General features: G+C 67.8%; 8 protein-coding genes and 1 pseudogene. All 9 read right to left on the bottom strand.

Annotation, left to right across the window (positions count from 1 at the left end):
- Positions 1 to 336 precede the first annotated feature (336 nt).
- On the bottom strand, positions 337 to 1,407 hold the full coding sequence (locus ACFZCY_RS38850; protein ID WP_391184563.1) for a beta-ketoacyl-ACP synthase 3: 1,071 nt from the start codon (positions 1,405 to 1,407) through the stop codon (positions 337 to 339).
- A 253-nt stretch (positions 1,408 to 1,660) separates the two neighbouring features.
- On the bottom strand, positions 1,661 to 3,130 hold the full coding sequence (locus ACFZCY_RS38845; protein WP_391184560.1) for a wax ester/triacylglycerol synthase domain-containing protein: 1,470 nt from the start codon (positions 3,128 to 3,130) through the stop codon (positions 1,661 to 1,663).
- Between the two features lie 382 nt (positions 3,131 to 3,512).
- Positions 3,513 to 4,826, bottom strand: a complete 1,314-nt coding sequence (locus ACFZCY_RS38840) for a prenyltransferase/squalene oxidase repeat-containing protein (protein ID WP_391184559.1) — start codon at positions 4,824 to 4,826, stop codon at positions 3,513 to 3,515.
- 217 nt (positions 4,827 to 5,043) lie between these two features.
- Entirely contained in the window at positions 5,044 to 6,003 is a 960-nt protein-coding gene (locus ACFZCY_RS38835; protein WP_391184556.1) for a terpene synthase family protein, read from the bottom strand.
- A gap of 659 nt (positions 6,004 to 6,662) precedes the next feature.
- Positions 6,663 to 7,018: pseudogene (locus tag ACFZCY_RS38830) on the bottom strand (isochorismatase family protein); the annotation flags it as partial.
- Positions 7,019 to 7,359: 341 nt separating this feature from the next.
- Positions 7,360 to 8,229: an urease accessory protein UreD gene (locus ACFZCY_RS38825; protein ID WP_391184553.1), complete on the bottom strand. Its 870-nt coding sequence runs from the start codon at positions 8,227 to 8,229 to the stop codon at positions 7,360 to 7,362.
- Positions 8,226 to 8,927: an urease accessory protein UreG gene (gene ureG / locus ACFZCY_RS38820; RefSeq protein WP_391184550.1), complete on the bottom strand. Its 702-nt coding sequence runs from the start codon at positions 8,925 to 8,927 to the stop codon at positions 8,226 to 8,228. The genes ACFZCY_RS38825 and ureG overlap by 4 nt, the downstream gene beginning before the upstream one ends.
- A 40-nt stretch (positions 8,928 to 8,967) precedes the next feature.
- Positions 8,968 to 9,642: an urease accessory UreF family protein gene (locus tag ACFZCY_RS38815; protein ID WP_391184547.1), complete on the bottom strand. Its 675-nt coding sequence runs from the start codon at positions 9,640 to 9,642 to the stop codon at positions 8,968 to 8,970.
- Positions 9,643 to 9,717: 75 nt separating this feature from the next.
- Positions 9,718 to 11,739: an urease subunit alpha gene (gene ureC, locus ACFZCY_RS38810; RefSeq protein ID WP_391184544.1), complete on the bottom strand. Its 2,022-nt coding sequence runs from the start codon at positions 11,737 to 11,739 to the stop codon at positions 9,718 to 9,720.

Raw genomic sequence — 11,739 nt, 5'->3', positions numbered from 1 at the left:
TTGAACTCCTCCGAATACCGCTTCGAGTACTGACTACCCACCTGGCACTACTTCCTCTGGAACCTCACGTCCCAGTCTCCAGGTGTCCAGTCACACGGGGAAGCTTCAGTCCTCACCACGTACGCGGAGCACTACAACGCCGGACGGGCTCACCGCGGCCTCGGCCTACGAGCACCCGACGACGAGCCGAACGTCATCCCCCTGCCCGCTGCCACAGTCAGGCGCCGACAGGTACTTGGCGGACTACTCAACGAGTACCACACCACGCCACCCCGACTGCCTCACCAACCACAGGAAACGCCCAGCTCAGCAGCCTGATCGGAATATTGACACCCTTCAGGCGCCGTTTCCAGCGAGGGGTTTGAGGTTCTTCGGCCACGTCAGGGTGGATGCTGCCCAAGTGAACCCAGCGCCGAAGCAGGCCATGAGGACTCGGTTTCCTGCCGTCAGTTGCCCTTGGGCCGCGGCGTGTGTGAGCAGCAGGGGGATGGAAGCCGCGGAGGTGTTGGCAACGTGGCTGATGTTGGACGGCACACGATCCGATGGGATGCCCAGGGCGTTGGCTACCGCTGCACCGATACGTGCATTGGCTTGGTGGACGATGAGCCGGTCGATGTCTTTGGGGCCCCATCCGGTGGCCGAGGCCGCGTCCTTTGCCACCTGACTCATACGGCGCACCGCGTGGCGAAACACTTCGTTACCCTGCATGTGGACGTACCGGCCATTGTCGTTGACCGGCGGTCCCGGTGAGGGATGACGCGAGCCCCCGTCCGGGATGCAGAGAGCTTCGGTGTGCGCTCCGTCGCTGCCCCATGCGACCGGTCCCAGTGCCCCCGCATCCTCTGCCCTGCCCGCCGTCAGAACGACTGCTCCCGCTCCATCGCCGAAGATCGGTGCCGTGGTTCTGTCGGTGGGATTGGTGATGGCTGACATTGTTTCCGCGCCGATGACCAAGACGGTTCGGGCAGTGGCGGAGTGGATGAGTCCCGCGGCGACCGTGGTTGCGTAGAGGAAACCGGAACAGCCGGCGCCGACGTCGAAGGCCGGGACGCAGGGCAAGCCAAGGCGGTGGGCCACAACCGGCGCGGTACTGGGCACAGGGTGATCGGGTGTGGCGGTGGCCAGCACCACGGCGTCGACGTGGGCTACTTCCGCGGATTTCATCGCAAGAGATCCGGCCTCCACGGCCATGTCACTGGTGGCTGTGTCACGGTCGGCCATACGTCGTGTGGCAATGCCGATACGGGTTCGGATCCACTCGTCCGAGGTGTCCAGGGTGAGGGAGAGGTCGGCATTGGTGATGACGCGGGATGGCAGCCAGGACCCCAGCCCCATCAGCCGCGCCGCTACACGTGACGATGGGCTGTCGCGTCGAGTGGGTACGGCGTTGGGTCCGTCATACGTCATTCGTGTGTCCTCTCGGTCGTCTCACCGCTGGCTCGAGGTCGTCCCCTCGCCCTTGGCGTTGGCCACTACGCCGGGCTGGGCGGGCCGGGCCCGGCCTTGTCGGCGTGCATCGGTTTGCGCGGTCCGTCGGCGTCGCCGTTCCGTATGAGGAGGCAGGGGGCAAGCGCGACTGGGGATGGTGTCCAGGATTGTCGTTCTGAGGCCGCCGGACGCTGCCGAACGCGCGTGGCGGGCCCACTGGCGCTCAGGGGACTTATAGGGCGGCGCGTTGGGCAACGAAATCAACGAGAGCGGCGACCGTGGGAATGTGAGCGAGCTCGCCTTCAGCGATGGCTAGGCCGAGGCGGTCCTCGAGTGTCATGGAGAGCACGGTGATGGCCATCGAGTCGATGCCCGCCTGGGCCTGCGTCGCCTCCGGAGTGATGGGCGTCGGGGGCAGGGCGGCCTGATCGACGAGGATGTTCTTGATGTAAGGGAAGTCGATGACGACGGGGGGTCCGCCGTCCGCCGCGGTGGGCGAGGCCGGGACTTCGTCCTTGCCGGGTGCCGTCGGTTGTTCGGGAGGGAGGCGGGTTTGCGTGCCACTCGGCTGGGTGGAGAGCTCTTGTACTGCCTCTTCGAACAGGGAGGGGAGTTGGTGCAGGCCGGGGGCGGCCGCGTCGGTGATGAAACAGACGCTGGTGGTGCCGTTGTAACTGCAGGCGACGATGGATGCGGGCTGGTTACGCGGGAGCCAGTTGAACGGCTGGATACGGGTGACGGGATCGTCCCGGTAGGCCAGCGGCCGGTGGAGGGCAACGTAAGAGGTGCTGATGGCTGCCCTGTCCGGGGTGGTCAGCCGGGTGGCCAAGGAGTGAAAGATCCGCGCTGGGGTGCGATCCATCAGCACGCGCATGGCGGCTCGCCGTGAAGGGTCTTTGACGGCTTTGGTGGCGGCAATGACGTGCTTGAGGCGGATGTCGACTGCCGACTCGTGGCAGGGCAGAGGTGCGGGCGCGAACGTGAACAGATTGCCGGGTCGGTCGCGTTCTGCCGGTCGACGCAGATTGACCATCGTGATGGCCGGCAGCGGTTTGCCGGCACCCCGTGGCCAGTTTTCGGAGCACCAGGTGCGCAGGGCTCCGCTCAAGGCGGCGAGGAAGGCGTCGTTGGTGTCGCCGCCGCAGGGAATGGCTGCGGTGCGCAGCTGCTGGGTGGCCACGTGTGACCAACTGGTGATGCGCTTGCCCGTGAAGGGATGCGTGGGATCGTTCCAGATGCCGTTGGCGGCGCAGGCAGCCAGTGTGTCGCGCATGGCGCCGAGGTAGGTGAGGGCTTCGGGGCGCGGTTCGGGTTCTGCGGTGAGTGAAGGGGCTGTGCCGAACAGGGTCTGGAGGGTGTTGAGGAGGCCCATGCCGTCCTGGGTGCTGTGGTGTGCGCGACAGCAGATGGCGTAGCGGCCGGGTGAGTAGCCGGTGATCATCGACACGTCCCACAGCGGGCCGTGGGTGGGCAGCGGGTGGGTCACGAGTTCCTGAAGAACCGCGTCGAGAGTTTCGGCACCGGGCAGGATGGCACGTTCCATGACGCGTGTGTGCAGGTCAGGAGCAGGGTCGCGCTGCCATCGGGCCTTGAGCCCCGAGCCGTGGAGGTAATGCGTGAGGCGGGGCAAACGGTGCAGGTTCGCCTGAAGGTGGCCGAGGAGTTCCTTGAGAGGTGGGGGCGTGCCTTCGAGGTGCAGCACGACTCCGATGGTCTGAGCGATCGAGGGATGGACTTGTGCCATGTGGTGCATGGCCAGATCTACCGGGGTGGGACGTGAAGACAACGGTGTTCTCCAAGCAGGCGCAGGGTAGGAGGGAAGGCTTCGGCAGGCCGGATCAGTCAGGGCGGCCGCTCATTCCGGAGCGAACAGGAAAATCCGCAGCGGCCGTCCGGATCGCCTGGCGTTCCTCTCGCAGGACGGCCGGATGTTCCGGGGCGAAACCGACACCGGCCGCGCCGCCCGTGACAGGGCAGGTGCGCCCCGCCGGCGATGCCTGAGGCCGCCTGCGGTGGAAGAGCAACATCATGAGGTCCTTCCGAGGTGCGATGGACTGCGGTGCTGCCCTGGAACGGCAAGCTCCTCAAGGAGTGACGCGGCGGGTGAGGTGCGCCAACGAGAGGAGGAGGAAGACGTCGGAGAGAACGGGAACGTGGTACGGGAGCGGCCTGGGCCCGACCATGTCAGGCGGCGCATCGATCCTGCCGTCGGAATGCTGCTGCGAGAGCAGATACTCCGCAGCCCGGACGGCGGGAAGATGGTCGGGCAGACCGGCTGCCACGATCAGTCCGTAGGCGGTACTGATGGCGTCGCTCGGTGTGCCGTCCTCCTTGCCCCAGCCGCCGTCGTCGTTCTGGATCGAGCGCACCAGCCGGACGATTCGTTCACGCACAACCGGGGCCCTGCCCGCGGTGAAGGGCCTGGTAGCCAGATGGGCGCGGAAGAGGGTGTGAAGCCGGCTGTCGCTCCAGCCCGGCGGGAAGGAACCGTCGGGCTCCTGACTGCCGGCGAGGAAGGTCATGGCCTCGTCGATGACACGCTGGTACCGGGAGCCCTGCGTCGCCAGAACGTTGATCACTGCGGCGGTCATGCATGCTTCTGATGGAGTGCCGGCGTAGGTGGGGAACCCGCCGTCCCCGCCACGCACGGAGAGCAGGGCCTGGATGCCGCACTGGACCGGGTTGCGGTAGGCGTGCGGATCCGACTCGTGCAGGAATTCCAGGGCCACCGTGGTGCAATCGGTATCGGCAAGCCGGGCACGATCCGTATAGGACCAGCCCCCGCTCGGATGCTGCAGCCGCAGCACGTGCTGAGCGATCCGCTCAAGAGAGCCACGCGGGGCACCGGCGGTACGCAGAGCAAGGCCGGCAGTGACGGCGGTCCACGTATCGGTGTCCGTGACGAACGGGACACCGCCGTCATCACGCTGATGCAGCAGCGCGGTTCGGATGCCGTCCCTCACGGTGGTGACGTTGCCTGGCAGACGAGACAGCGCGTGCAGGACAAGAAGGTGGATGAGCAGGTTGCCCTCCCACACCTCACCGGGACGCTGCGTGGACAGCAACAGGGCTACGTCTTCGCTGCCGATCATGTCCGATCGGGCCGCTGCGTAGGCGAGGACCACCTTGGCCGCAGTGACCTGTATCGACGCCCACGGATGCAGACCGTGCCGCGGGAACAGCTCACATCCACCAGACGGAGGTTCGGAGCCCAGCATGACGAGGATGGCCTGGAACACCAGGCGCTTTCGCGGACCGGTGAACCGCGGTGCTCGCGCTGCGAAATCATCAGCCGCCCGATAGGCTGATGCGGCCTGCGCTCGCTTCCTCAATACGATCGCAGTGAATGCCTCGTCCCACGAACTGCCATGACGGTGGGGCTGATGCAGGTAGCGCACGAGCCGACTGTGCGCTGATCGAAAGTCGCAGGACCGTCCGCTCCGCTCCAAAAGGGCCAGAAGTAAGGCCGATTCGAGTACTCGGCTCTCGCAGGGGTCGCGCAGGGCACCGTCCAGTCCGATGCGCCGCAGCAGGCAATCCGTCAGACGGCGCCGGGCGGTGCCGAGACCGGGTGGGAACACCCTGGCCGGCCAGTCGGGCAGGACGTGCCCGGCTTCAGGAGGTCTCATGTGATGTCCGTCGTCCCTCTTCAGCTCCGGGCTGGGATGACACCGCGTGCGGTGGAAGCCATTGGGCGTCGAACCGCCCGGTTCGGTCGAGCCAGTACAAAGAAGCATTCACCACGTCGCAGATGGCGGCGGTGTAGGCGGCTACGGATGCGCGTGCCGGCGAGGGCACGCCTCGCCCGTCCGAAAGCTTCAGGGCGAGGCTGCGGAAGTCCTGCAGCCTGGCGTCTCGCATGCTCACGACCGCGTTACGCGACTCGGCGAAGGAGCAGCCCCGCTCGCGTTCCAGCACGGTCAGAAGGTTGTTCTGACCCCGTCTGCGGTCGGCCTCGGCGGAGGCCAGGTCGTTGGTCCAGCCGACGACATCGGCGCCGGCGCACCGCAACGCCCGCAGACGCGCTCCTTCAACACACTGCTCGGGCAGTTCAGGTGAAGGCGCTGCGGCCGTGCACTCCACGATGTCCGTCATCGGAAGGAGCGTGATGGTCCGTCGGCGCAGTGCCACGTAAGAATCCAGGGGCAGCTGATGACATCGCTCGCGGTGGACGGCTTCCTCGCACGTGGCCCGGCTGAAGTCGGTGTAGTCGGCGATGAACCGATCACGCCACCGTGGCGACATCCGCGGAGCTGTACGTCGCCACAGGTCGGCCAACGCCACCTCGGGACCTGTGCTGTCCGGCTGCGGTTCCTCCCCGGCGAGTACGCTGAGCAAGCGCTGCAGGACGGACTCGGCCCGCGAAGCCGACGTTCCCCGCGAGTCACGGTCGAAGTAGTCGTCGATCAGGCAGATGAATGCAGACCACTGGGCCGTCAACGCCACATCCGTCTCGTCTGCTGTCGGCACCATCCGCTCGGCGAGCACATCCAGCCCCATGGCCGCCAGTCGCTGCTGTTCCGAGGCGCTGCCCGCCAGACCTACCTGTTGCACCCAGAGCAGGAGCTGCCTCACATAGCTCGGTCGACTACCTTCAGGGGGCTCGGGGCACGAAGGACCGCCGCTCACGCCTGGTCCCCCTGGTCCGGCATCGGCGACGCGTCAACGCGTCCGGCGATCGTGGCCAAGGGAGTGCCGACCGGCAGCACCGTTACGGAACCGAACGCCTTCGTGAACGCAGTGGCGCCTCCGGCGGCCGCGAACTCCTGTGCCGCGGCGGAAGACAGACCCCACCTGACCTGGTCGCCGACGGCAGCCTGAGCGTCCGCAGCTACGGCAATGGGCACAGCTGCGGTCGAAGACCACACGCAGACCACAGCCGCGATGGACACAGCACGATGGCGCATGAAAAGCCCTTCCTCGACGAACCAACAGCATGACGTGTCGACTTCTCCCCACATCAGCCATATATGACTGCTGCATGAAGAAACCACGCAGAGGAGTGCACCGGGGCCGTGAGTTCGAGCCCCTCCAACACCAGGCGACAGGTCCTCGAACCACAGCTGCGCATGGCGGGCGAGCGGCGGCAGCGTACGTGCCGGATATTGCGTCCGGGCAGGCCATGGGCTAGTTGAGCTTCCTGGCGACGAGCCACCAACTCGCCGTGCTGCGGTAGACCGTCCGCGGTTGACCTGACCCGCCAGGCACTCCTCACGGTCGGCCGCGGGGTTTGGGACGGGAGGCCTCGGGTGGCGGCGGAGCAGGAGGGTGCGTAGCTCGATGATCGCGGTGCTGGTGGTGTCGGCGGCAACCCGGCGGTGCAGTCGAGCAGGACCCGTACGGCGAAGCCCGCTCGTACGCCGTCGAGCGCGGTGGCCTTCACGCAGTGGTCGGTGGCGATGCCGACGACATCGAGATCGCTGACGTCGCGGGCAGGCAGCCAATCGGCCAGTGACATGCCGTCCTGGGTCGAGCCCTCGAAACCGATGTGGTGGTCGCGGGTGGCGACGATGTGCGCGTAACTCCGGTCGGAGGGCCGGACCAGGTCGGCGATGGCGACGGCCCTGTCCGCACCGCCCTTCACCGGAATACTGCGGCCACGAGTCGCGCACCTGACCGAGAGTCCAGCACCTGGCGCAGCCGATGCGGACGTCCGCGGTCGGGGCATCCGGGTCGATCGGCGCCGGGGTGGAGCCTCCGTCGGCCGGACGCGCTATGAGGTCGAGCGCAGCGGCGCCCGCCCCAGCCCGGCACTCCATGCCGAGCGGGGGCAACACCGAGTCCGACCACACCTCAACAAGCGCCCTCGTGCGCCTGGTCGGCCCCTGGAGCTGACCGGACGGCTCGTCTGACGATGCCAGGCCGTCCTGGCATCCGTCAGACGATCACGCCGCTACGAGCCGCGATACTTTCGCCGCCGTTCAACCGAATTCATGCGTCGGGGCGGGTAGTTGCTGATGCTCCGTTCATCTCACGCTGCCGCCGGCGACGGGACGGCGGGAGGGTGGCCTGTGCCGCGTCGAGAAGGTGACGCAGGCGAAGGCCGTCCGGGGCGATGGCGGTGATGAGTGCGGCCGGGCCGACGAGCGGTGTCAGCACGCCCTGGCCGTCTTCCGGGGTGCCACCGAGCAGGTGGACTTCGGGGGGCGTCTGCTCGAAGGCCGGGTCGACGATGAGGAGTTGCCCGGTCGCGCGGCTGTCGGCGAGGACGGCTGGGCCGTCCCAGGCGGGTGCACCTGGTCCGTACTCGGCCTGCTGGTCCAGCAGAGTGCGCCCGCCGCGTCGCACGGTGAGACGAGTCGCTACATGGCCGGGCGGTTCTCCGGTGCGCCCGAGGACCTGTTCTTCGCGCAGTACGAGCCTCGCGGTGGGGGCGAGGTCGACGGTCCAGGTCTGCCGCAGATCACTGCCGGTCGCGCAGATCAACGGCTTGGGCAGCCACCGGAGCTGTGCGTGTTCTCCCACGGTGAGCCGCACGTCGTAGGTGGCGTGCTCGGGCGTTGGGCCCCGCAGGGCGAGGGTCGCGGCGGCGGAGGTGATATGCAGCACGGCGCCTTGCTGTGCGGTGGCTTCGATGCGCAGCCGGTCGCCGCCGAGGGGCGCACTCATGGCGCCGACGACGCATACCCGAGCCTCGGTCCCTCGTGAGCGCAGGCGCCGCAGTTCGAAAGGCCCGTCGCCGTCGAGGACGGGCACGGTGGTGGTGCCGCCTCTGGTGGCTGCCGAGATACGAGCGGTAGCCCGTACGCCTGCGGCACCCCGTTGGGCGACAGCCCTGGTTGGTGGGGTTACGAGGGTCATGCGGGGGCCGCGGTCCAGTCGGTGAGGCGTTCGCGGACCCAGTCGGCGACCGGTTTGATGCCGCCCTCGCTCTTGAGGGAGGTGAAGGCGACAGGGAGGTGACCACGCTGGGCCTTGGCATCGCGGGCCATGCCCTCAAGGTCGGAGCCGACGTGGGGGGCGAGGTCGGTCTTGTTGACGACGAGGAGGTCGGCGGTGGTGACGCCCGGGCCGCCCTTGCGCGGGATGTCGTCTCCGCCGGCCACGTCGATGACAAAGATCTGGCCGTCGACCAGCCCCTTGGAGAACGTGGCGGTGAGGTTGTCGCCGCCGGACTCCACCAGGACCAGGTCGAGAGAGCCAACCTCGTCCTCCAGGTCCTCGACGGCCTCGAGGTTGGCGGAGATGTCGTCGCGGATCGCGGTGTGCGGGCAGGCGCCGGTTTCGACGGCCTTGATGCGTTCGGGCGGCAGGACGGCTTCGCGAAGCAGGAAGTCGGCGTCCTCACGGGTGTAGATGTCGTTGGTGACCACGGCGATGGACAGCTCGTCGCACAGGGCCCGGCACAGGGCGGCGACGGTGGCGGTCTTGCCCGAGCCGACTGGCCCGCCCAGGCCGATGCGCAGGGCGCGTCGGGTACCGTCGGGGCGCTTCGGGCCGGGGGCGCTGTAGGTGTGCCTGTCGGGGAACGTCTCGTCGAGATCGTGATCGAGATGCACGCGTAACTCCTGTCGTTTCGTGGCTTCGTGGTATGGGTGATCAGGAGGCGAACAGGCGTACCGCCCAGGCGGCGTGCTGCTGCGCGGTGATGTCGAGCAGCGGCGCGGAGGCGGCGGGCAGCGCGTCCATCCCCTCCTTCGGGATGCGTTGGGCTGCGGCGGCGGCTGCGGCTGCGGTCTGGTCGAGGTCGAGGGCCAGGCGAGCGAGGAGAGCGGTGGCGTCGAACGGGTCCAGGCTCAGCAGCCGGACGGCCGCCGCGGCCGGCCCGCTGACTGCTTCGTACCCGGCGGCATACGCCGCGTCCAGCGGTGCCAGCCCGGCCGACCGGGCGGCCAGACCCAAGACCACCGGCTGGTGCGCGCCCTGTGGCCGGTGCGCGGCCAGTTGGTCCAGCTCAGCCGACGTCCAAGTGGCGCGGGCCGCCCGCATCATCTGCCGCCCGAGTTTGCGGGCGGTGGTCCGAAGGGCCTGCACTGGGGTGCGGGCGTCGGCGGCCTCGTCCAGCTCCAGCGGGTCGTGGCCGGCGGCAGCCGCGGCGGCCAGTGCCGCCGCGACCAGGCCCGCGGTGTGCAGCCGCCCCCGGCAGAAGTCCTCCAGCGACTCCGGATCCTTGATGCGGCCCGCGGCCACGGCCGGTTCGGCTCCGCCGGAGTGCGCGTGCCCTCCGGCGGGGAACCGGCCGTCGGCCAGGACGAGCAGCGCGGCGCGGTTCATGTTTCGCAGGTCACCTTTCATGCCTCTTCTTCATGGCTCGCTTCTGTGTCACCGTGTGGTGCCTCTTTCGGAAGCTCAGAAGAGGAAGTACCGCTGCGCCATGGGCAGTTCGGAAACGTAGGCGCGGTCGACGATCTGGCCGTCGACAAATGTCGTCACATCTGTCACCTTCGCGCCGCCCACGATGACCTCGTAGGTGTCAGGGTCGATCACGACGTCGGGGGTGGCGTTGTTCTCCTTCATGTCGGCCTTTTTGACCTGACGCGTGTCCTTGATGGCCTTGAACTGCTTGTTCAACTTGCGCCGTTCGGGGCGACCACTGTCGTCGGCCTGCTTTGTGGCGGCAGCAGTGGTCTTCTTGGTGCCGACGTGATCGGCCTGTCGGGCGGCGAACTTGTCGATGGCCCGTTGCGTGACGAAGTTGTAGGAGATGGTGCCCGGTGCCAGGCCCGTGGCTCCCCACATCGGGCGCGGCAGAACCGGCTGTGGGGTGGGAATGGAGGCGTTGGCGTCGCCCACCTGCCCGTACGCGATCTGTCCGCCCTTGATGACCATGTGGGGTTTGACCCCGAAGAACTTCGGCTCCCACAGCACCAGGTCGGCCAGCTTGCCGGTCTCCACCGACCCGACGACGGCGTCGATGCCCTGGGCGAGCGCCGGGTTGATGGTGTACTTCGCGACGTACCGGCGGGCGCGCCTGTTGTCGGCCAGAGGCTCCTCAGCCTCCGGCGTCTTATCCGCCGGCTTCTTCCCCTTCGCCTTCTTCTCCTCCGGCAGGTCCCCCTCCAGGAAACCGCGGCGTACCTTCATGACGTGCGCGGTCTGCCAAGTGCGCATGATCATCTCGCCGATGCGGCCCATGGCCTGAGCGTCCGAGGACATGATCGAGATGGCACCGAGGTCGTGCAGGATGTCCTCGGCGGCCATCGTGGAGGGCCGGATCCGGGAGTCCGCGAAGGCCAGGTCCTCCTCCACCTTCGGGTTGAGATGATGGCAGACCATCACCATGTCGAAGTGCTCCTTGACCGTGTTGACGGTCAGCGGCCGAGTGGGATTGGTGGAAGCGGGCAGCACATTCGGCTCGCTCACCATCTTGATCATGTCGGGGGCATGGCCACCGCCGGCGCCCTCGACATGGAAGACGTGGATGGAACGCTTCTTGATGGCGTCAATGGTGTCCTGGACGAAGCCGGCCTCGTTCAGCGAGTCAGCGTGGAGCGCGAGCTGGACGCCGGTCTTCTCGCAGACGTCCAGACACTTGCCGATGACGGCGGGGGTGGCACCCCAGTCCTCGTGAACCTTGAACCCGATGACACCGGCGTCCACCTGGTCGAGCATGGACTCCTCCGACATCGTGGCGCCCTTGCCGAGCAGCCCGATGTTGACCGGGAAGGCGTCCAGCGCCTCAAACGTACGGTCGACGTGCCAGGACCCGGGGGTGACGGTGGTGGCCGTGCTGCCCTCTGCCGGACCCGTGCCGCCGCCAATGAGAGTGGTGACGCCCGCGGCCAGCGCCTCATCGACCTGGTCGGGGCAGATGAAGTGGACGTGCGTGTCGATCCCGCCGGCGGTGAGGATCCTGCCCTTGCCCGCGACGACCTCCGTATCCGGACCGATGACGAAGTCGGTGGGCGTCGGACCGATGCCGTTGTGGCTTACCCCGTCCTCGTGCAGACGGTTCATGGTCTCGGGGTTGTACGCCTTGCCGAGCGCGACGATGTTGCCGTCACGGATGGCGACATCGGCCTTGACGATGCCCCAGTGATCCAGCACGACAGCGCCGGTGATGACGGTGTCGGGCGGCAGGACACGGCTCTCGGAAGCCTTGCTGTTCTTGTCCCTGCCCGGGTCACGCGCCGCGATGGACTGCCCCATCGATTCACGGATCACCTTGCCGCCGCCGAAGACCATCTCGTTGCCGCTGCGTCCGGGTCCGCCCGACCAGTCGTCCTCGATCTTGATCCGCAGTGCCGTGTCGGCGAGGCGGATACGGTCGCGCGTCGTCGGGCCGAACCGGTCCGCGTAGGCGGCGCGGGTCAGGGGGTCGAAAGGCTTCGGCTCTTCGGGGCAGCAGGAACAGTCGGGGCACTGCGCCAT

It is taken from the genome of Streptomyces sp. NPDC007983 (assembly GCF_042958345.1).
Classification (GTDB): domain Bacteria; phylum Actinomycetota; class Actinomycetes; order Streptomycetales; family Streptomycetaceae; genus Streptomyces.
Note: the sequence above shows the minus strand (reverse complement) of the source record. Positions and strands in the feature narration are given on the sequence as shown.